Source organism: Halogranum amylolyticum (assembly GCF_900110465.1).
GTDB lineage: Archaea > Halobacteriota > Halobacteria > Halobacteriales > Haloferacaceae > Halogranum > Halogranum amylolyticum.
This window is the reverse complement of sequence record NZ_FODV01000013.1, coordinates 63,217-82,321: the sequence shown is the minus strand read 5'-3', so window position 1 is coordinate 82,321 and position 19,105 is coordinate 63,217. Positions and strand designations below refer to the sequence as shown.

Genomic DNA, 19,105 nt, shown 5'->3' with positions numbered 1-19,105 from the left:
TCTGTACTCACCGACAAGCTACAGCGAAGACAGACCCCTTGGAGTCAGTTCTCTACCACCGGGATTTGGCCACCGCCTTTTTTGACTATTCATGCTGAATGTTAACGCGACACTCTTGGTTCTATACCAATGAAGGGTCCTCAAGGTATATCCCATGCAAACGGATGATCGAACGGATGACGGACGCTCAGACCCCGGTCACGAGCCCAACGGTGAACTCGTGGCAATCCACGATGTCGTCCTCGAGATCGCGTTCCCGGAGGGGTCGCTTCCTCGGATTGGTGATGCGCTTTCCATCCCTCGTCCGGGTGGTAAAGCCATCATAGCGGAGGTCCGGAGCCACAGCGCTCCCGGCCGGGTAAGGGCTCTCGCGCTCGACAACCCAGCTGGCTTGCACCGAGGCCTCGACGTAATCGGAACGGGGAAGCCGTTGCCCATTCCCGTCGGCGAATCGGTCCTCGGCCGCGCCCTCAACGTGAAAGGCGACGCGGTGGACCACGGTGACCCGATTGAAGCGGACCGCCACATCGGGATCGAACAGGACCCGCCCGCCATGGTCGATCAGCGGCCCTCGAGCGAACCGTACGAGACTGGCATCAAGGCCTTAGATCTGCTCGTCCCAATGCCCAAAGGTGGCAAAATCGGGCTTTTCGGTGGAGCGGGCGTCGGCAAGACCGTGCTCGTGATGGAGCTGATGCAGCGAACCATCACGCACGAGGGCGGCGTTCCGGTGTTCGCCGGCGTCGGCGAACGAACTCGGGAGGCAAACGAGGTCTACCTGCAGATGGAGGACCAGGGCTTGCTGGAGGATTCAGTGCTCGTCTTCGGGCAGATGCACGAGACGCCAGGTGCCCGATTCCGAGTCGCGCACACTGCGCTGACGGTCGCTGAACACTTCCGGGATCACGATCATCGAGACGTGCTCCTCTTCATCGACAACATCTACCGGTTCGCCCAGGCAGGGATGGAAGTCTCTGCGCTCTTGGGCCGGATTCCCTCCGAGATCGGCTACCAGCCCACGCTGGACCTGGAAATGGGTAAACTCCAGGAGCGCATCGCGAGTACCACACAGGGATCGATTACGAGCGTGCAAGCAATCTACGTCCCGGCGGACGACCTCACCGATCCCGGCGTCGTGGCAGCCTTCGCGCACCTCGATGCTTCGGGGGTTCTCACGCGGGACCTGGCCAGCCGGAGCTTCTACCCCGCACTGGACCCACTTCGGTCCAGTTCCTCGCTTCTGAACCCCCGCTTCGTGGGCGAGGAGCACGCCCGAATCGCACAGCGGGTCAAGACGACGCTCGCCGAGTACGAGGACCTCAAGGACATCATCCAAATTCTTGGGATAGAGGAGCTCTCCGGCGAGCAGCGCACGACCGCGCTCAGGGCGAGACGTCTGGAACGATTCCTCACCCAACCGCTGTTCACGACTGAACGCTACACCGGGCAGAAGGGTGTCTCAGTGCCCCTGGAGGAGACCCTTCGCGGCGTGCGCGAGATCCTGGACGGTCACCATGACGACGTTCCCGAGCAGGCGTTCTACATGGTCGGCACGATCGACGACGTCCTCGACAAGGCCCAGACCTTCAAGGATGAGGACGACGATCCAGGGGCGCCCTCGAGTGATCGCAGGGACCTCGAAGACGACCGTGAGGGTGGAGGAGAAGCCAATGAATCTTGAGGTCCGTACGCCCGAGCGACTCGTCATCGACGCGGAGGTGGAGGCCGTGAACGCGCCCCTGCCCGACGGCTGGATCGGAATCCTCTCCGGCCACGCCCCCTTCCAGGCACGCGTCCGACCCGGTGTGATCTCTTATCGGCTGCTGGAGGGTGAGGCCCAGCAGGTCGCCGTTCACGGTGGCTTCCTGTCGGTCCAGGACGACCAGGTCACCGTCTTGACTGGTGTTGCGCGGGAAGGAGTCGACCTGGAGACGCTGGACGAGGCGATCAGTCACGAAGAGCAGCAGTTGGAAGCCATGGAGGAAGAGGCACGGCGACGGTTCAACCAGATCTACCAGAAGATGACACGTTCCTTCTCGCGGGAACGGCGACCGGGATCATGACGAGAAGCAGTTGGAAGCCATGGGGGGAGCGGCAAGGCGACGATTCGAACGAACCGACCGGAAGTTGGCCTGTCCCCTCTCGCGGGAACGGCGACGAGGAAGATGAGGAAGCGAGCTTCTGGCAGGCCATGGCCTACTTGACCTCCCTCGGTTGGATCTTGGCACTCCCGGTGGCGGGTGGAGTCCTCCTGGGAGCGTGGCTGGACCGACAGCTGGGGACCACACCGACGTTGACTCTCGGCTTGCTTGGGGCAGGAATCGTTATCGCTGCCATCCAAGCCTACCTCGTGGTCGCCGAGGCCCAGCAGGAGGGGAAACGATCATGATGGGGGTCCTCGTTGGGCTTCCCCTCCCCGGCGGAGGAGAGTTCCAGATCCCCCAGACCGTTCTGGAGACCACGGGGATGGTCGGAGTCGTCGGCCTACTAGGCATCCTGGCCGGACGGCGAGTCCGTGAGCGGCCAAGCGAGTGGCAGGCCGCGCTCGAGTGGGGGTACCGGTACCTGGAGAACTTGCTCTCGGAGGTCACAGAGAAGGAGGCCGGCTATCGATATGTCCCACTCGTGGCTACCCTAGCGGTGTTCATCCTCTCGGCCGCGCTGATGGGCACTCTCCCCTTGCTCGAGGCGCCCACCGCGAACCTGAACACGACCGTAGCGTTAGCGTTGATCGTCTTCTTCGCCGCTCACTACTACGGCATCCAGGAGCACGGTTGGGGCGGGTACCTCCGGCAGTTCGCCGAACCAACCTGGTTACTCGTTCCCATCAACGTCCTCGGGCACATCACCCGGACCATCTCGCTGGCGATCCGCCTGTTCGCGAACATGCTCAGCCACCAGGTCATCATCGCGGTCCTCCTGCTGATCGCCCCTCTGGTGATTCCCGTCCTCTTCGAACTGTTCGGACTCTTCATCGGGGCGCTGCAGGCCTACATCTTCACCCTGCTGACGATCGTGTACATCGGAGGCGCCGTGCGCGCCCAGGGGGCGATGTGATGGTCTCCGAAACTTGGTTCTACATCGTGGTCAACGTGACCACGGCTATCTCGATCGGACTGGGTGTCCTCTTCCCGGCCATCGGGCAGGCCAGAGCTGCTGCCGCCGCTTCCGAGGCCACCGCCCGCCAGCCCGACGAGTCGGACGTGATCTCCCGTACCCTGTACATCGGGCTGGCAATGATCGAATCCCAGGCGCTCTACGTCCTGATCGTTGCCCTGATCTTGCTGTTCGCCAACCCACTCGAAGGGCGCGTGAGCGAGGCTGCAGCCCAGGGTGGCGATGCAATGTGGTTCCTGATCCTCGCCTCCGTAGGCGCGGCTGTCGCGATCAACCTGGGCACGATGCTGGCCAGCATCGGACAGGGTAAAGTCGTCGAGTCAGCGGTCGAATCCATCGCCGAGCAACCCGAGGCTCGAGACGAGATCTCCCGGTCACTGTATATCAGCCTCGCGCTGCTCGAATCCCTGGCCCTGTACGCGCTGATCGTCTCGCTGATCCTCCTGTACGCAAACCCGCTGCTCGAAACGGTCCTGGGGGCGGGATAGCGTGGCGGAGATCGGTATCGGCGTGGACTGGCTGACTATCCTCTTCCAGTCCCTGAACTTCCTGATCCTCCTCGTGATCCTCCAGCGGTTCCTCTACCGCCCGCTCAGGAAGAAAATGAGGGAACGGGAAGCGGAGATCGAATCCGAGATTACGGAGGCGAAGCAGCGTGCTGAAGAGGCTGAACGGGAACGGGAGGAACTCGAGGAGAAGCTCGAGGAGGCCCAGGAGGAAGCAGAGAAGATTCGCAGGGACGCTCGTGAAGAAGCCGCCAAGAGACGGGAAGAGACCCTTGAGCAGGCGCGGGCGGATGCCGCCGACATCCGTCAAGAGGCGAACGAACGCATCCAACGCGAGGAGCAAGCCGCGCGCGAGCGAATCCAGAAGCGCGCTCGCCAGACCGCCGTCGAGCTGGCCGAGGACCTGCTCCGGGAGACGGGTGGGGAAGCATTGCACGACCAGCTCGTCGACCGGTTCCTGAGCGGGCAGGACAACCTCGGGGACGCAGACCGAGACCGACTCGCGGACGCCATCCGCAAAGCGGACGGAGCCGTCCGGATCCGAACGGCGTATCCCCTCGAAGAGCGGACCCAGCAGCGCCTTCGGGAGACACTGCAGGACCGCCTTCCTTGGGACGACGAGTCCTCGGTTCCCGAGCTTGAGTTTTCCGTAGAGGAAGACCCGGAGCTAGTGGCTGGCCTCACTCTAATCTCCGGAGGCGTCGCCTTGGACCTGAACGTCAAGCACACTCTCGAAGCGTTGACCGGGGGGACGACCGATGAGGAGCGAGCTGACGGACACGAGCGCCGAGGACCGTCCAGAGGCGAGCAGGAAGACGAGGAACAAGAGCGGGCACAGAAGCCACAAGAGAACGGGGGTGAGACCAGCTGATGGACCTCGATCAGGCGCTCCAAGAGGCTCTCGAGGCTCTCGAGAAGGCCCCGTCACGTCGCGTCCAAGCGTCTGTTCAGGACGTCGGGCGCGTCCTGAGCGTTGGGGACGGGATCGCTCACGTCCAAGGTCTTCCCACCGTGATGCTCCACGAGCTCGTCGCCTTCGAGAATGGGACGAGGGGGGAGGTTCTCGATCTTGATGAGGAGAGCGTCGGCGTGGCCATCTACGGTGCCACCGAAGGAATCCAGGCGGGGTCCACGGTCCGCCGTACGGGGGAGACGATCCAGGTCCCCGTCGGGTCCGGGCTCCTCGGACGCGTGGTCGATCCGCTTGGACAACCCGTGGACGGAGAGCGAGCGCTCGGGACGACGGAACGCCGGGAGATCCGTCAGCTTGCGCCGGGTCCGCTCGACCGTCAACCGATCCGTGAGCCCCTGCTTACCGGCATCAAGACGATCGATGCCGCAACCCCGATCGGGCGAGGGCAGCGTATGCTTCTGCTTGGTGACCGGAACACGGGGAAGGCCAGCACCGCGATGGATGCGATCATCTCACAGGGAACCGAGGATGTTAACTGCGTCTACGTCAGCATCGGGAAGAAGCGTTCGACCGTCCTGAATATCGTCGACCAGCTCGACCGTCACGACGCCTTGGACCACACCGCGATCGTGTTCTCCCCTGCCGATGCCCCAGCCTCCGTGCGCTACCTCTCCGCCATCACCGGATGCACGATGGCCGAGTGGTTCGCGTGGCAAGGGAGCCATAGCCTCGTCGTGTACGACGACCTGTCTCGGCATGCGCATGCGTTTCGCGAGCTGTCTCTCCTCTTGCGACGGTCCCCCGGTCGCGAGGCCTACCCCGGCGATATCTTCTCCGTCCACGCGAGCCTGATGGAGCGCTCCTTCAAGCTCGATGAGCGGCACGGTGGCGGGTCGTCCACCGCGTTGCCGATCATCGAGACCCAGCGTGGGAACATCACCGCGTTCATCCCGACGAACCTGATCTCGATGACCGACGGCCAGCTCTACTTCGACGCCCACCTGTACGCGGAGGGTCGACGCCCCGCCATCGACGTCGGTCAGTCGGTCTCCCGGGTGGGCGAAGACGCCCAACCGGGATCGCTTCGGGAGGTTGCCGCGCCGGTCCGACCCGAGCTCTCCCAGTACGAGGAGGTCAAGGGGTTCACGCGGTTCGGTGCGATCATCGAAGAGTCGACGAAGCGGCAGATCGAGCGAGGGGAACAGCTCGTCGAGATAATCCAACAGGAACCGCGCGAGATCGCGGACCTCCCCATCCAGGTAGCGCTCTTGTGGACGCACCAGGAGGACCTGTTCGAGGGCTGGCCGGCCGAGGCGGTGCCAGAGTTTGAGGACGCGTTGGAAGACTATCGAGACGAGGTTCCGGGGATCGCTGAGGAGCTTCAGGGCGCCGACGAGATCACGCCTGAGCTCGAGGAGCGGCTACGGGACTGGGTCGGGGCTTCCCTCGAGGCGGCCAAGCCGGACGAACTCCGAGACGGCGAACGAACAGGCCAGGGCGACAAAGGAGGAGAGGAGGACGTCGCCCAGGGGAACACGGAGGACCGAGCGTGAGCCGCGAGCCAATCCAGATCGAGGAACACCTCGATGCCGTCTCCGGCTTGGAACCGCTCATGCGGGCAATCCGCTCCGTTGCGGAGGTCGCCTACCGGCGCGCCGACGAACGCTCGGAGACGTTGGACACCTACGAAGCGCATATCTCGCGCATGCTTCGGGGCGCGACGAGAGAACTCTCCGCTCCCGAGCGGGCGCGGCTGCTCGGCGAAGGGGCGGGCCAACGGATCGGTGTGCTCCTCGTGGGGTCCGAACGGGGCTTGTGCGGTCCGTTCAACGAGCAGGCGCTCGACACTTTTCAACGAACGCTCGATCAGATCGAGGAGGAGGGGCGACAAGCCGTGCCCCTCGTCCTCGGATCGAAGGCGTCCCGCGTCCTCTCCCAGCGAGGGTTCGAGCCGACGTTCAGCCGGTCGCTGCCCTCGTTCAACGTCCCTCCGTATGTCCGCGTGGAAGAACTCGCGCTCGATCTCTTGGACCTCCTCACGGGGGATGGCCTCGACGGGCTACGCGTCGTCCACCACCGACCCACGCAAGGGTTTGAGTACGAGACGGTCGAGACGGCGCTCTGGCCGATCGAACTCGGTACCGCCGACAAGGACGTTCCTCGCGCTCCCGTCCACGCGTCTGAGGACCTGGAAGCGTTTGTCCAACACCTCGTTACCGAGCGCTTCCTCGTCGAGCTCTACGATGCCGTCTTGCACTCGTCGGCGAGCGAGCAGCTCGCCCGGATCCGCACGATGCGTTTGGCCGTCGATAACGTCCAGGAGCGCGAGGACGACCTGCGCCGAGAGCTGCAATGGGCCCGAAGACACGCCGAGACGCAAGCTCTCCTGCAGGTGATCAGCGGGTTCGAAACGACGGAGGAGACAGCCGACCGTTGACCCTCTGATGGGCTTTCCCGTCCGGGGCTACGAAGAAGGAGACGAGCGGACACAGCCACGAGAAATCGATACGTCGCTGACTGAAGGTTTTTCTCTCTGCCCGTCGTCTACTCGGCTATGGTCGGTTCAAAGCAATGCTACATCTGCGGAGAACCGTTCGAGCGGGCCGACGACATCGTCGAGTGTGAGCACTGCCACGTCCGGTTTCATCGAGCCTGCCTGGCGGAACGCGAGGAAGATCACTGCCCGCGGTGTGTCGACGAGGGGTGGATCAGCGTCGTCGAGTTCTAGCTATACGGTTCCGTTGTGTCTTGGGGACCTCGAAGAGCCACGAGCCACATTCACGACCGCTGTTCGAGCCATTCGCACACCCTAGGCCAGAGGTCGGCGTGGGATTTGCCTGAAACTGCGAGTCCGATGTGTCCCGACGGGAACTCCATAATCTCGTTGTCGTCGCTCGGAATCACGTCGTTGAACGGTTTACTCGCTGCGGGCGGGATGAGATTGTCGAACTCTCCGACGACCTGGAGGACGGGCATGTCGATATTCTGAATGTCGACGTGGGTTCCATCGAGTGTAAATTCGTTCTCGTAGAGCTCGTTGTTCTGATAGAGGTCCTCGAGGAATTGGACGTAGGCCTCTCCCGCAACGTCAACGCCTTCGCGAAGCCAGCGTTCCATCCGGCCGAAGTTCTCGACGAACGCCTCGTCGTCGAGTTTCCGGTACAGTTGCACGTATTTCGTTACGTAGTTGTTGACTGGATTCATGTCCGCGAAGCCGGCGGCAAGGAACTCCGCCGGCACGTTCCCAAAGGTATCGGTGACTGCTTCTGGATCGTAGCCATCAGCCCACTGCTCTAAGACACCCGCATGGCCGTCGAACTGGAGGCCCGTCGCGAGCAACACGAGATTCCGGACCTTCTCTCTGTGCAGGGCAGCGTACATCGTGCTCATCGTGCCCCCCATACAGTAGCCGAAGAGGTTGATCGCCTCCTGTCCGGAGCGTTCGCGAACAACGTTCACGCAGTTATCGATGTAGACGTTGACGTAGTGATCGAGCGACAGTCGGCGGTCGAGTGTCGACGGTTCGTTCCAGTCGATGAGATAGACGTCAAAGCCGTGTTCGAGAAATCGGCGGACCACGCTCTTGTTGGGTTGCAAATCGAGAATGTATGGTCGGTTGATGAGCGCATACACGAAGAGCAGCGGAACGTCATGTCGTTCGTCCTCCTCGACCAGTGGCTCATAGTGGAGTAGCTCAAGCTTGTTCTCCTCGTAGACGACGTCGTGAGGTGTTTGTCCGACATCCGCGTGGTCAATCTCCTGGAGTCGCTCGGGCCACTCCTCAGCCTTTGTGTCGAAATCCAGCATCTCCTCGACGATCTGCCGCTGAAGATCGATGGTCGCTGTGAAAGGATCGGGGAAGGAACTCATTTAACCATCTCGGACTGTATCGCTTCTTCGAGGTTGACCGCGTCGAGTATCATGTCGAGCTTTTCTTCGATCTTCTTCTGGCGAGCTTCCAGATTCAGCAACCGTTCACCCACCTCTTCGAGATCGCGATCCGTTGGTAGATTCGATGCGTGGAGGAAGTCCCGTCGGAGTTCATTTAGCTGTTGTTGCTCGGTGAGTACATCCTCAAGTGTGTCGTTCATCTCCGCTACGAACATGGGACGACTCATCACTTCGCTGAACGCGTCGTCCATCGCGTGGAACCAGATCATCTGGAGTTGTCGCAAGTCGATGCCGTCCTCCCTGATCGCGTCGTCCAGATGAACGAGCGTGTTCAATAGGGTTTCTTCCCAAATGTTGTACCCCCACTCGAGACGCCGAAGCTGTGCTCGTTGCGGCGTCTCAGGCGGGGCGGTCGATTCGGCAGCCGTTATCCAGCTGTCGACGACAGTCCGTTGCATCTCGAGCGACCGTTCGAGCGTCGCCCGCGCGGTCTCGTATTGCCATTCGACGGCTCGTCCCCATCCGGGAAACAGTGAGTGTTCGGGTGCAGTGTCCATACGTACACACAACGCGGCTTTCGCAGATAGGTGTTTGTGGGAGATCACGTCCAGTCCATAGAACTCGGGGTGCGTGCGATTACGATGTTGTCTCCGGTTTTGGAAGCGGATCGATGAGAACGGCTGCTTCACCACTGATAACTTCGGTATCATTTTCGTCGAGCTCCTCGATTGCGAGTCGATACCGATTGTGACCGAGGTCTGCAACCACCTCACACCGTGCAGTGACCCGCTCGCCGATCTCGACCGGGGCGTTATACGTCACGTTCTGACTAAGATAGATGACGAGCCCGGGTAGTTTCGACAGGGCAGCACTGATCACACTCGAGGCGAGTGCGCCGTGGACGATGCGGCGTTTGAAGCGGGTCCGTTCGGCGAACGCCTCGTCGAGGTGGAGGCGATTCTTGTCACCACTAATCTCGGCGAACAGTTTGAGGTCGCGCTCGGTAATCGGTTTGCTGAACCGGACCACATCCCCGACGGAGACGCCTGGCGCCGCTTCGTCGTCGTACTCGGACTCCCAGTCGCGCTCCTCTGCTTCGAGTGGTTCCTCCGGTCGACTCATCGCACAGTCGGGAAGATAGGGTGCCAGATCGCTCGTCCGAAGCAACCCGATGACAGTCTCACCTTCCATCACGGGTGCCTGATCGACGTCATGTTCGTACAATGTCGCGGCAGCCACCCGGATCGGTGCTGATTCGGAAACTGTAACCGAAGGCTGTGACATGACGCTCTCGGCGGTTTGCCCCTCTAAGTTCTCTCCTGCGGCAAGGACATCGACGAGGTCCGTTCGCGTGATGATACCGACTGGTTCACTATCCCGTAGAACCACGACTGCATTGTCATCGATCGCCTTGAGCCGCTCCGCAACGCCCGTAATGGGCGTGTTGGTGGCGAGGGTTTCAGCAGGTGCGTGCATGACCTCCCGGACCAGTATTGGAACGACCATCGTACTTCTTGACTTCGTCGAGGAGGACCTTAACAGCAGAGTCTCCTCCAGTCGCTAGTGGCTTGACACGCCGAGGGACACCTAGCTACGATCTGGGAGTCATCGTGACCACCTCGCCGCCAGTCCGCGGACCCAACGACAAAACGACCATTTCACGAGTTCTGTCACGAGCGTGTACTCGACGAGGATCGCCACGAGTCGCCCCAGAATCGAGACGGACAGCGTAGCGAACTGGAATAGTTCTCCGAGAGGGATGATACGACCGAAGTTTGCAGTCGTACTCTTTCCCATCGCTCGACGGTACGCCGCAATCAATGCCATCTCGAAAGACTTCCGCGACTGTTTGTCCTCAAGCCACTTGTGCGTCGTCACGGACAGCTCGAACGCGGAACCGTCTTCTTGTCGGACTGCTCAGAGACACGGAGCGGTAGTGTGTGGGTCGCGATACGGCATCTCGTCGGCATACGTTCCACGAGCTAGAACGCGGGCTCGTCCTCGGGTACTCCGGCCAGTCTCGCCAATGTATTCCAACCCTTTGCGCTCTGAGTGTCGGATGGGATATCCCCTAGCAGAGGTAGACAGGTCGCTGAGACACCCGTCTGCTGGATCAAAGCTGACCCAGTCGGACCACTCCGCATCGAGCCAGTCAGCAGCGAAATACTCAGCAGTCATGTGCGGCTCGTATACCACGAGAGTGTCTCGCCGATCTGTAAGCCTTCGGTCGGAATCTCGATATCGCATTCCTCCTTTTCCAGATGTGGGAGTAACTCCTCGTAGTACTTTTTCCAGCGTGAATGACGAGTGTCGTCTCTGCACCAGTGAGTCCCTTTGCGCAGTTGTTCGCACACGACCGTAGCCCACTCACGTCGAGCCTCCACACCGGCCGTAGTCAAGGTCTCGTCATATGGGTCGATTTCAGCCCCCGCCGGATCGAGCAGGTGGTGCTTTGCAGAAAGAACGTACCACTCGTCGTGGGTAGCGTCTACATATGACCGCACCTTTGTGAACAACGTTGGGGTGTCGTAGAGGTCTCGGGGTTTCGCGGGTGCATCTCGCTTGCTCTTCGTACAGCTCGCCAATCCAACTTCTGTCACAACGAAATTGCCCCCCGGCTCACGAAGAGTGTCTTTGGTCGAATTCAGATAACCTCCCCCCGACTACCAGATATTGAGCCGCTTGTGACGCCGGTAGTAGTAGAGTGGGAATGCAAGATAGGAGAAGAACATTCCCACAAGAATGTACTTCCATGCGGTCGGGTTCCATCTAATTGGCAGGCGCTAAAACCCCGTTCTTCAGGGCGGGGATACAGCGCCGTCTTTGGTTGTAAACACTGTGACCCGAACGTACAAGTGCTCACACTGCGTATCAGTGATTGTCGTTACGATGGTTCCCCATCGTGATTGACTGTCCGAAAACTGGCAGTTGACGTGGTGTTTGCCTCATCAAAAAGTAAGCCTTCGGACGACCAAACCGACACAAAATAATCAGATAACTCTGAGTCCTCGTGGAGAGGATAGGAGTAACGGTAGCGTGGCCCTGCCAGCACTTGTCGGGTGTATAACCGTAAATCTCCCAACTCAGCGGGCCTTTGCTCGTGGGAAGCCCCGCCGTTTACGGCGGGGAGGAGGTCACGTACGGTGATTCGTATGGACCGCACCAAACTTCTCGGACTCTCACTCGGGGGTGGTATCGTTATTACCCTTGTTACAGGCCTCGTTCCGCTTCGGACACTCATGGGTGGCACCCACTACGGGGTCCCGATAGCGTGGCTGATTCGGCGAGTGCTCGCTCCCGAATACTTCCCCTGGCGGGTAAACTGGCTCGGACTCGTTGTCGACGTGGCCGTTTGGACGGTCGTAGTCCTGCTGCTTCTACTCGCCTACGAGCGACTCCGCGACCGTTCGAGGGGCAGTCACCCAATATAGCGGTGAAAGCATGTCCAACACTAACCGGGGACAATCATCCGACAGGTGGATACAGCGGATTCAGCTTCCGCTGTCGTGGCTCGGTCTCGTCTTCGCCGCAGTCGCCGCGATGGTATTCGTCGTATTAGTCGAGAATGGACGTCCCCTCTGGCAAGCAGGAAGTTACGCGCTCGTCGTTGCGTTCCTCGCCGTCTTCGCCGTCGTCGTTCTCGACACAGTGGCAGGCCGCCGCATCGTCAAAATCGCCGTTCACGTCTTTCTAGGGCTGTTTATCCTGATTCCCGCCTTCTTGTTGACAGTGCTCCAGTTCGCAGACCGGTTCATGACCACACCGGCGTACGTCTTCCTGGCCGGTCTCTGGGTCGTCTCGGTCGCGCTACTTCTCAACGGCGTCTTCGTGTATCGTGGTGCTACCCGTCTGGAACGCCGTGTTGCGACAGTTGGACTCGGAGTCACGCTCGCCTTGGGGGTTGCGGCAATCGGATACGTCGCTTTCGCCGTCGTCTCGGGAGGGTTAAACATCGGGTCTGACGTCACGGCAGGCGAGGTTTCCGGCTGGGTCTTCCTCGTCGTCTTGGTGACGCTTCCGAGCATCGTCTTTCGCTGGGATCTCCGCGAGACACGCCCGGCGGGTCAGAATGAGGTGGACGAGCGATGAACAGACAAGCACGACACAGATACGAACGGCGACGGTCGCATCCGAGGAGAGTCGTTGGTCGATGACGCTCGACGCTCTCCGAAGACGCGTCCACATTCCGCTCCCGTGGGCGGTTACCATCTTCACCGTGATTACCGTCGGCGTCTTCGCCGGGACGTGGCTCTCGGGGAGCCCAGTGTGGCTCGTCGTCATCTCGACGCTCGTGACGGCACTCCTCACCGGCATCGCCCTGACGACGACAGGCCCCGTTCTCAGAACTCGTAGCTTCCGGCTTCTCGCTCACGCCGTCCTCGGTGCGTTCGTCCTTTTCGCCGCGCTCCTGGTCACAGCATTTAGTGCCGCTGCGGGCGCACTGACGCTGTCGTTCGTGACCGTCGTCGTATTAGGAAGCATCTGGGGACTCGGTGTCGCGCTGGTTCTCGCCGGAGTCTTGGTCTTCCTCGAGGCCAATCAGATGCTTCGACGTGTCGCCACGATCGGGCTTGTAATTACGGTCGTCTGGGGACTGGTCGTGGTCATTCTTGTGGGTGGAGTCGTCGCCCACCTCATCGCGGAAGGGTTCGACCTCGCCATCGTCCAAGACCTCCGAGATGATCTCGTTCCGTTTCTTGTCGTCTCTATCGCATTCGTCGTGCTTCCTGTGCTCGTCTTCCGCCAAGACCTCAAAGAACTACGGAGTCACGACGCAACTCGGAGGTGATCCCGATTTGATCGACGATTCAGTCGCCAGAAGCGCCAAGACAATCTGTGCGCACGGATCACTCGACCGGCTGGGCTTCGGGGAACTGATAACTCCCGTCGATGATTGGCTCGCGCGGTTGGTAGAGCCAGACCGTGTAGTTCCATCCCTCCGGCGTGTAGATGAAGTTCGGCTGGTCGGGGTCACCGCCGAAGTGGATCGTGACGCTGCCGTCGTCGTTCTGCTCTGCGGTCACGTTATTCACATTATGGACTTCGGTCCACAAGCGACCCAATTCTCTCCTGTGCGTCCCCTGATAACGAGACAAGTGGAGGCCGGGTTGATGAAGAATCAATGACGCCTTGTGCATCTAAACCTGCCTTGCAGACGGGCGCAAACCCGTGCTCTAGGCATTCCTGGAATAGGGGTGAAATCTGCGTTGATTGGATTCTACGAGCAGAAGCAATGTTTCCCGCCTCTATAGACTCCTGAAGAGCTGAAAACGAGTCCGGAATAACATTGGAAAGAGCATTGATGCCACCCGTTGCCCCTGAAGTCAACGCAGCAAACAGTTGACTATCGTAGCCTTCGAACAGCTGGAAGTCTTCTGGTGTACGTCGGAGTGCCTCGGTGAAGTAATTAAAGTCACCACTAGAATCTTTAAGCCCGACAATTTGTTCATGTGCTGCAACTTGTTCAAGTACGTCTAAGTCTATTTGCTGACCAGTACACGCAGGGATATTGTAGAGGTAAATGGGTATCGACGCAGTGTCAGCTATTGCTTCAAAGAAATCACTTTGACCTTCTGATTCATTCGCTCCATGGAAATATGGGAGCGTAATGAGGACTCCATCAGCACCGGCACTTGAGGCGGTTTCTATCTTTTTATTGACCTCAAATTCGCTAGTCCCTGCTGCTCCGGCAATAACGGGGAGACCGTTTGCATTATCGACAGTTGTACGAATCACATTCTCGTGCTCTGAGTGGCTGAGGCTCGCAAACTCGCCTGTTGTTCCGCACGGAACTAGCCCATCGATTCCACCACCACGAACGTGATCAATTAGCGATGTGAGGGTAGTATGATCTACCGATTTATCGGAGAACGGAGTAATAAGTGGGCAAAGTACACCTTCGGGTTTGAGATCGGGAGTCATTATATCTTAATTTCTGAGTCTCTAATATAGAGGTTTCCCCACAAACAAATTCGTGATCAGCGAGTGGGACGAAGAATATCTTTGCCTTATCTGGCTTCTACAAACGACCGGAGATACTACTCCGACGGCACTGTCTAGACAAGGAACGAACAGGTGAAGAGCTAGTTGGTCGTGCTACTCAGAGACGTGCTCAAAGAGAGTTTAGACACTGCTACCCTTGAATATTGGCAGCTGACAGCAACGCTCTGACGGGTGTTTGCTGTCCGTCTCCATGTTGCCAGTTTGTCACTCAAAAGATAGAAGCAATTCTACGTCTCTTCGGCCTAGAACGCTTGCTTCAATCGACTTTCCAGTGAGGACATCGGCTAGTTGACAGTGCTTCAGACCCGCCGACGTTCTCGAGAGCAGAGCTCTCGTGAGCCAACCAGAACGCTCTGTGTTCTGGTAATGGTGTAGCCGAGGCGAGTCGCGGTTGACGAGACCGCTGTCACAATTTACAGCGAGCGGTCTTGACCATATTGTACAATAATATCTGGCACAAAAGTGCTTTTTGACGTTGCGTTGTTCTAGTGTCTTGAGACTGATTCGGCGGCTGCGTTTCTTCATAGACTCTGCGAGAAACACGACTGTTTAGAGACCATATTTCTGGCCGATTCCTTCAGATATTGGGCCGCTATCTCTCGATTAGAAAGCGAACGGTCGAATTGACTGCATGACCGAAACCAGATCGAAAAATGGTTTCACACGTTCAAACGAGAGTCGACTATTTCCACAACTCATAGCCTATCTGTCAACTAAGCACTCGTCGGAGAATTGCGCTATTTGTGAATTACTATCCCACTCAACGACCGCATCAAACGCTTGATGGACGAACGTCAGGTCAGAGAGATAACTGAATCATCACAGCTCTAGTATTGTAATCCTATCTCCGAGTTCGATCTAACGAGCATTACAAGTTTAGTATTGTAATTATAGTCCCCCACTGCGTCTTTTCTTATTGTCATCGATCATCCCACCACCCGATGTGTGATTCGACATACTTCTCGGGCCTCGACAGGAGTCTCGTGAACCGCTTTGGGATTACGCTGCTAAGTCTGATTTGTTGGCAGGGGAGTCTCGATAGAATGATTATGACAGATTTTGCTCTCAATACTGCGTGTTTGATATTATATTAAGTATTGAAAACCCAAAAAAATTCAAACCTCCGATGAATTATTAGCGTTTGAGACCGGTATTACCAGAGTCTATAATGAATGTTCATTGCTGGTAGCATTTCCTCGGGCTCTTCTATTGGTTATTCAGTAGTTTAATTAAAGATATTCGGCGAGAAATAACCGGTTGTAGGAGACACCGAGACGCAGCGAGATACCCGGTCCATGGTGCGCCCAAATGTTTAACCCACATACCAACCGATTGTGTGACGATGCCAGACTACAGTTCAGACTTCGACGGGGACACCGTCGTGGTCACAGGTGCGACTTCTGGAATCGGACGAGAGATTGCCATTCGGTTTGCGGACGCAGGGGCGACAGTCCTGAACGCGGATATCGAGTCCGAGCCCAAGGCTGCAGAGACTCCCACTCACGAGGTTATCCGTGAGAAGGGTGGGACGGCTGAGTTCGTTCAGACGGACGTTTCAAACGCCGCAGATATTCGTGCGGTTATCGAACGTGCCCGAGAGTACGGTGGTGTTGACGTGATGGTGAACAATGCTGGGCTGTTCATTGGTGGGAGTCTGCTCGATGTCAGTGAGGAAGAGTTCGAGAAAATTCATGAGGTCAATGCGAAGGGAGTATTCTTCGGGTGTCAGGCGGCGGCACAGGATATGATCGACCGTGGAGTCGAGGGCTCAATCGTCAATACGGCCTCGATTAGTTCGTTTGTCGCACAGCGTAATCAGATACAGTACGATTCGACGAAGGCCGCGGTGAAAATGATCACCCGTGGTGCAGCGCTTGAACTGGCCGATCACGATATCCGCGTGAATGCAATCGGTCCTGGACAGATTGCGACCGAGTTCATCGACGGCTGGTCGGAGGATGCTCCCGAAGCAGCGGCGAAGGGTGAACTGATCAAACCGGTACCCGCTGGACGTGCGGGCACGCCAGAGGATGTCGCCGGAGCGGCCCTTTATCTCGCAAGTGACGACGCTGAGTACGTAACTGGCGAGATTCTCATGGTCGATGGCGGTTGGCGAACGATCTGACCGTGCTCACCACCAGGAGAATAATTATATACATGGATGCGCTCAGGACAACTGGAGCCAATGACGACCAATAGACTCCTCGACACTCCGTCGGGGAATGCAGTAGTTGTAGCGCTAGATCACGGACTTAGTCTCGGAGCACCCGAGGGATTCGAAAATCCCCGAGAAACGATGGACAAGGTGCTGCGCGGGAAGCCGGACGCAGTACTTGTCGGGCCTCACTTCGCTCGCCACTATCAGGAACGCCTGCAGGAGGCAGATGTCGACGTCATCCTCACTGCGGACGTCGTGACGTTTTCGACCAGCCCGGGTCGAGACCACGGTGAAGACCTCTGGACGCCGGCGTTCGACGCCGAGTTCCTCCAGGAACTCGACCCCGTCGGTGTCAAGACGGTTCTCGTGTTCGGTCGTGACGACAACGAAACATTCCGCCGGAACATCGAGTATATCAGCCAACTCGCCGAGCAGTTACGTGACACCGGAATCCCGCTGGTTGTTGAGCCAGTCATGTGGGGGGAACGTATTCCGGACCAACTGGAGACGGACACCGACTACGTGGCCGATGCAATGCGCATGGGCTGGGAATTCGGGGCAGATATCCTCAAAGCTCCGTACACTGGCAGTGTCGAGTCGTTCGAGCCGCTCGTCGAAAATTCACCGGTGCCCGTGATGATTCTCGGAGGGCCGGCAACAGGCACTACCCGGGCAATGCTCGAATCCGTCGAGGGTGCGATGGATGCGGGTGCTCGTGGGCTGATGATTGGTCGGACCATCTGGAAGTCGGAGGATCCTGCCCGAACGGTCTCTGCGCTCATGGAAATCGTCCACGAGGGCGCTTCTGTCGAAGAAGTGTGGGACGAACGGGAGCCAGCGGCCGTCACGGGTGGGCGAGAAACCTAAATACGAGCCCATGTAACGGTCACGCATGCCAGCCGCAACGACACGGCAAACAAACCAGCCCTGGGGTGCTGTCCCATGACTACCCCCGAACAGCGCCGCCGGTCAATCACGGAGTTAGTCACCAAGCACGGTGGCCTCTCAGTTGAGGAGTTGGCTACCCATCTGGAGGTGTCAGCGTCCACCGTCAGGCGTGACCTCACGAACCTCGCCGAGCGAAACCTCGTCGAGCGAACGCACGGCGGGGCTGTTCCTGTGACAAACGTGGGTGTCGAACGACCCTTCAATCGGCGATTCGTCCAGCACTTGGAGCGCAAACAGGCAATCGCTGAACGGGCCGTTGAAGAGATCCCCGAGGGCCACGTCGTCTACTTCGACGCCGGGACGACCACGATGCAGGTCGCCAAGGAGACTCCTGACGACGGTTCGACTATCGTTGTCACGAGCTCACCTCTGTTGCTGCCTCAACTGTCGAGAGAGGACGGTACTGTGAAGCTAACGGGTGGAGAGTTCCGAAACGAGACCAAAGCGCTGGTCGGTCCAACGACTGAAGACTATATCCGAAATTCGAACTTCGACCTCGCGTTTATCGGTGTCAACGGTATCGAGCCTAATGGCATGTTGTCGGCCCCGAATGAATCTGAGGCAAAAATCAAAGAGCTCGCTGTGAAGCACTCGACGCGGACCATCGTGGTCACCGTCGTGCAGAAGTTCGGCGAGCAGAGTTTCCGTCGATTTGGATCGATTGACGATATCGACCTCCTCATCACCGACGAGCGTGTACCCGACGAGTACCGCGATCTGTTCGAGGACACAGAGCTCGTCGAATCCGTCTTCGATTCGGCTGTCCACGATTGAAGCGGTGAGCCTCCTCCTTACCCCTTGCTCCTTGTGAACACAACACTTATTTTTGAGTAGGCTGTCGGCTCTGCTATGTTCGATTCAAAAGAAGTCATCGAACTGTCCAACCCGATTAGTGAGAGAATTCCGGTGTGGCCAAGTTTCCCACAGATTGAACTCGAGCAGACGTCTCTCGCCGCACGCGACGGATTCACGATGGAACGGCTCGAGATGCGGAGTCACACGGCGACACACATCGACGCCCCGGCGCACTTCATTCCCGAGGGCAAGACTGTGGACGACTTCTCCATCGAGCGGTTCATGGGCGAGGGCGTGGTTATCGACTTAACGCCAAAAGAGCCCGAGGAGCCGATCACCCGTGCTGACATCGAGGCCTATGAGTCAGATATTCGCCCCGGTGACGTTCTCATGCTCCACACGGGTTGGGACGAGTACTACGGTCAGACACCCGAGTACCTCTTCGAGTTCCCTTATCTGACCGGTGAGGCCGCGGAGTACGTCGTCTCACTCGACCCGAAGGCGGTGGGTACAGAGGGAGCGAGTGTCGGCGGCTGGTACGATGAGGTCCCAGCCCACGGTCCGTCAACCGACGTCCACCCGGCTGACTCGCATCTTCCACTGCTCGAGAACGAGGTCATCCCCATCGAGGAGTTACGGAATCTTGACCAGGTGCTCGATGGTGCGGATAGTCGGCGCGCGGACTTCTTTTTCCCACCACTCAACGTTCAGGGGACAGGTGGGTGTTCAGTTCGTGCCTTCGCACTGGTGTAGTCTGTTGGGCACGAATCTGCG

21 protein-coding genes and 2 pseudogenes are annotated in these 19,105 nt (G+C 58.7%); 17 read left to right on the top strand and 6 right to left on the bottom strand.

Going from position 1 to position 19,105, the window contains the following annotated elements; all coding sequences use genetic code 11:
* The first annotated feature begins 154 nt into the window (after window positions 1–154).
* From atpD to BSG17_RS26205, 9 genes are all read left to right on the top strand, one after another.
* Window positions 155–1,681: a F0F1 ATP synthase subunit beta gene (atpD, locus tag BSG17_RS18305; RefSeq protein WP_089826696.1), complete on the top strand. Its 1,527-nt coding sequence runs from the start codon at window positions 155–157 to the stop codon at window positions 1,679–1,681.
* Window positions 1,671–2,063, top strand: coding sequence for an ATP synthase F1 subunit epsilon (gene atpC / locus BSG17_RS18300; protein ID WP_170864864.1), 393 nt, complete (start codon window positions 1,671–1,673; stop codon window positions 2,061–2,063). The genes atpD and atpC overlap by 11 nt, the downstream gene beginning before the upstream one ends.
* Window positions 2,060–2,389, top strand: a complete 330-nt coding sequence (locus BSG17_RS18295) for an AtpZ/AtpI family protein (protein WP_089826692.1) — start codon at window positions 2,060–2,062, stop codon at window positions 2,387–2,389. The genes atpC and BSG17_RS18295 overlap by 4 nt, the downstream gene beginning before the upstream one ends.
* Window positions 2,386–3,057, top strand: coding sequence for a F0F1 ATP synthase subunit A (gene atpB / locus BSG17_RS18290; RefSeq protein WP_089826690.1), 672 nt, complete (start codon window positions 2,386–2,388; stop codon window positions 3,055–3,057). Before BSG17_RS18295 ends, atpB begins: the two co-directional genes overlap by 4 nt.
* Window positions 3,057–3,605 carry an ATP synthase F0 subunit C gene (gene atpE / locus BSG17_RS28655; RefSeq protein ID WP_211609204.1) on the top strand — a complete coding sequence of 183 codons (549 nt, stop codon included), beginning with the start codon at window positions 3,057–3,059 and terminating at the stop codon, window positions 3,603–3,605. The genes atpB and atpE overlap by 1 nt, the downstream gene beginning before the upstream one ends.
* A 1-nt stretch (window position 3,606) precedes the next feature.
* The gene (gene atpF / locus BSG17_RS18275) at window positions 3,607–4,494 is read left to right on the top strand and encodes a F0F1 ATP synthase subunit B (protein WP_089826688.1); all 888 of its coding nucleotides are present in this window, start codon (window positions 3,607–3,609) and stop codon (window positions 4,492–4,494) included.
* Window positions 4,494–6,089 carry a F0F1 ATP synthase subunit alpha gene (locus BSG17_RS18270; protein WP_089826686.1) on the top strand — a complete coding sequence of 532 codons (1,596 nt, stop codon included), beginning with the start codon at window positions 4,494–4,496 and terminating at the stop codon, window positions 6,087–6,089. The genes atpF and BSG17_RS18270 overlap by 1 nt, the downstream gene beginning before the upstream one ends.
* The gene (locus BSG17_RS18265) at window positions 6,086–6,973 is read left to right on the top strand and encodes a F0F1 ATP synthase subunit gamma (protein WP_089826684.1); all 888 of its coding nucleotides are present in this window, start codon (window positions 6,086–6,088) and stop codon (window positions 6,971–6,973) included. Before BSG17_RS18270 ends, BSG17_RS18265 begins: the two co-directional genes overlap by 4 nt.
* Before the next feature lie 117 nt (window positions 6,974–7,090).
* Window positions 7,091–7,264, top strand: coding sequence for an RING finger protein (locus BSG17_RS26205; RefSeq protein WP_139246693.1), 174 nt, complete (start codon window positions 7,091–7,093; stop codon window positions 7,262–7,264).
* 53 nt (window positions 7,265–7,317) lie between these two features.
* On the opposite strand, the pseudogene phaC reads toward BSG17_RS26205, so the two are convergent.
* The 4 genes and pseudogenes from phaC to BSG17_RS18240 all read right to left on the bottom strand — a co-directional run.
* A pseudogene (gene phaC / locus BSG17_RS18260) lies at window positions 7,318–8,406 on the bottom strand (class III poly(R)-hydroxyalkanoic acid synthase subunit PhaC); the annotation flags it as partial.
* The gene (locus BSG17_RS18255) at window positions 8,403–8,984 is read right to left on the bottom strand and encodes a hypothetical protein (protein WP_089826680.1); all 582 of its coding nucleotides are present in this window, start codon (window positions 8,982–8,984) and stop codon (window positions 8,403–8,405) included. The gene BSG17_RS18255 and the pseudogene phaC, both read right to left, overlap by 4 nt.
* A 79-nt stretch (window positions 8,985–9,063) precedes the next feature.
* Entirely contained in the window at window positions 9,064–9,933 is an 870-nt protein-coding gene (locus tag BSG17_RS18250) for a MaoC/PaaZ C-terminal domain-containing protein (RefSeq protein ID WP_089826678.1), read from the bottom strand.
* A gap of 668 nt (window positions 9,934–10,601) precedes the next feature.
* Window positions 10,602–11,027, bottom strand: coding sequence for a DUF6884 domain-containing protein (locus BSG17_RS18240; protein ID WP_139246692.1), 426 nt, complete (start codon window positions 11,025–11,027; stop codon window positions 10,602–10,604).
* Between the two features lie 552 nt (window positions 11,028–11,579).
* Here BSG17_RS18240 and BSG17_RS18235 point away from each other — a divergent pair.
* The 3 genes from BSG17_RS18235 to BSG17_RS18225 all read left to right on the top strand — a co-directional run bounded on the left by BSG17_RS18235 (window position 11,580) and on the right by BSG17_RS18225 (window position 13,216).
* A complete protein-coding gene (locus BSG17_RS18235) occupies window positions 11,580–11,858 on the top strand; it encodes a hypothetical protein (RefSeq protein WP_089826674.1) in 279 nt (92 codons plus the stop codon).
* Window positions 11,859–11,868: 10 nt separating this feature from the next.
* Entirely contained in the window at window positions 11,869–12,516 is a 648-nt protein-coding gene (locus BSG17_RS18230; RefSeq protein ID WP_089826672.1) for a hypothetical protein, read from the top strand.
* 61 nt (window positions 12,517–12,577) lie between these two features.
* Window positions 12,578–13,216, top strand: coding sequence for a hypothetical protein (locus BSG17_RS18225; protein ID WP_089826670.1), 639 nt, complete (start codon window positions 12,578–12,580; stop codon window positions 13,214–13,216).
* A 58-nt stretch (window positions 13,217–13,274) separates the two neighbouring features.
* Here the strand turns inward: BSG17_RS18225 and BSG17_RS18220 are convergent, their stop codons facing one another.
* Both BSG17_RS18220 and dapA read right to left on the bottom strand, forming a co-directional pair.
* The gene (locus tag BSG17_RS18220) at window positions 13,275–13,460 is read right to left on the bottom strand and encodes a hypothetical protein (protein ID WP_211609202.1); all 186 of its coding nucleotides are present in this window, start codon (window positions 13,458–13,460) and stop codon (window positions 13,275–13,277) included.
* Between the two features lies 1 nt (window position 13,461).
* A complete protein-coding gene (gene dapA, locus BSG17_RS18215; protein WP_089826668.1) occupies window positions 13,462–14,349 on the bottom strand; it encodes a 4-hydroxy-tetrahydrodipicolinate synthase in 888 nt (295 codons plus the stop codon).
* Between the two features lie 171 nt (window positions 14,350–14,520).
* Between dapA and BSG17_RS18210 the strand changes: the two are divergent.
* The 5 genes and pseudogenes from BSG17_RS18210 to BSG17_RS18190 all read left to right on the top strand — a co-directional run bounded on the left by BSG17_RS18210 (window position 14,521) and on the right by BSG17_RS18190 (window position 19,084).
* Window positions 14,521–15,245: pseudogene (locus BSG17_RS18210) on the top strand (IS6 family transposase).
* A 527-nt stretch (window positions 15,246–15,772) separates the two neighbouring features.
* Entirely contained in the window at window positions 15,773–16,555 is a 783-nt protein-coding gene (locus BSG17_RS18205; protein ID WP_089826666.1) for an SDR family NAD(P)-dependent oxidoreductase, read from the top strand.
* Window positions 16,556–16,591: 36 nt separating this feature from the next.
* On the top strand, window positions 16,592–17,455 hold the full coding sequence (locus BSG17_RS18200) for a class I fructose-bisphosphate aldolase (RefSeq protein ID WP_342028346.1): 864 nt from the start codon (window positions 16,592–16,594) through the stop codon (window positions 17,453–17,455).
* Between the two features lie 75 nt (window positions 17,456–17,530).
* A complete protein-coding gene (gene glpR / locus BSG17_RS18195; protein WP_089826663.1) occupies window positions 17,531–18,310 on the top strand; it encodes an HTH-type transcriptional regulator GlpR in 780 nt (259 codons plus the stop codon).
* 75 nt (window positions 18,311–18,385) lie between these two features.
* Entirely contained in the window at window positions 18,386–19,084 is a 699-nt protein-coding gene (locus tag BSG17_RS18190) for a cyclase family protein (RefSeq protein WP_089826660.1), read from the top strand.
* Window positions 19,085–19,105 lie beyond the last annotated feature (21 nt).

Coding starts and splice junctions, on each gene's coding strand:
- atpD (WP_089826696.1), top strand. CDS start 155: ATGCAAACGGATGATCGAACGGATGACGGACGCTCAGACCCCGGTCAC.
- atpC (WP_170864864.1), top strand. CDS start 1,671: ATGAATCTTGAGGTCCGTACGCCCGAGCGACTCGTCATCGACGCGGAG.
- BSG17_RS18295 (WP_089826692.1), top strand. CDS start 2,060: ATGACGAGAAGCAGTTGGAAGCCATGGGGGGAGCGGCAAGGCGACGAT.
- atpB (WP_089826690.1), top strand. CDS start 2,386: ATGATGGGGGTCCTCGTTGGGCTTCCCCTCCCCGGCGGAGGAGAGTTC.
- atpE (WP_211609204.1), top strand. CDS start 3,057: ATGGTCTCCGAAACTTGGTTCTACATCGTGGTCAACGTGACCACGGCT.
- BSG17_RS18270 (WP_089826686.1), top strand. CDS start 4,494: ATGGACCTCGATCAGGCGCTCCAAGAGGCTCTCGAGGCTCTCGAGAAG.
- BSG17_RS26205 (WP_139246693.1), top strand. CDS start 7,091: ATGGTCGGTTCAAAGCAATGCTACATCTGCGGAGAACCGTTCGAGCGG.
- BSG17_RS18255 (WP_089826680.1), bottom strand. CDS start 8,984: ATGGACACTGCACCCGAACACTCACTGTTTCCCGGATGGGGACGAGCC.
- BSG17_RS18250 (WP_089826678.1), bottom strand. CDS start 9,933: ATGGTCGTTCCAATACTGGTCCGGGAGGTCATGCACGCACCTGCTGAA.
- BSG17_RS18235 (WP_089826674.1), top strand. CDS start 11,580: ATGGACCGCACCAAACTTCTCGGACTCTCACTCGGGGGTGGTATCGTT.
- BSG17_RS18230 (WP_089826672.1), top strand. CDS start 11,869: ATGTCCAACACTAACCGGGGACAATCATCCGACAGGTGGATACAGCGG.
- BSG17_RS18225 (WP_089826670.1), top strand. CDS start 12,578: ATGACGCTCGACGCTCTCCGAAGACGCGTCCACATTCCGCTCCCGTGG.
- dapA (WP_089826668.1), bottom strand. CDS start 14,349: ATGACTCCCGATCTCAAACCCGAAGGTGTACTTTGCCCACTTATTACT.
- BSG17_RS18205 (WP_089826666.1), top strand. CDS start 15,773: ATGCCAGACTACAGTTCAGACTTCGACGGGGACACCGTCGTGGTCACA.
- BSG17_RS18200 (WP_342028346.1), top strand. CDS start 16,592: ATGCGCTCAGGACAACTGGAGCCAATGACGACCAATAGACTCCTCGAC.
- glpR (WP_089826663.1), top strand. CDS start 17,531: ATGACTACCCCCGAACAGCGCCGCCGGTCAATCACGGAGTTAGTCACC.
- BSG17_RS18190 (WP_089826660.1), top strand. CDS start 18,386: ATGTTCGATTCAAAAGAAGTCATCGAACTGTCCAACCCGATTAGTGAG.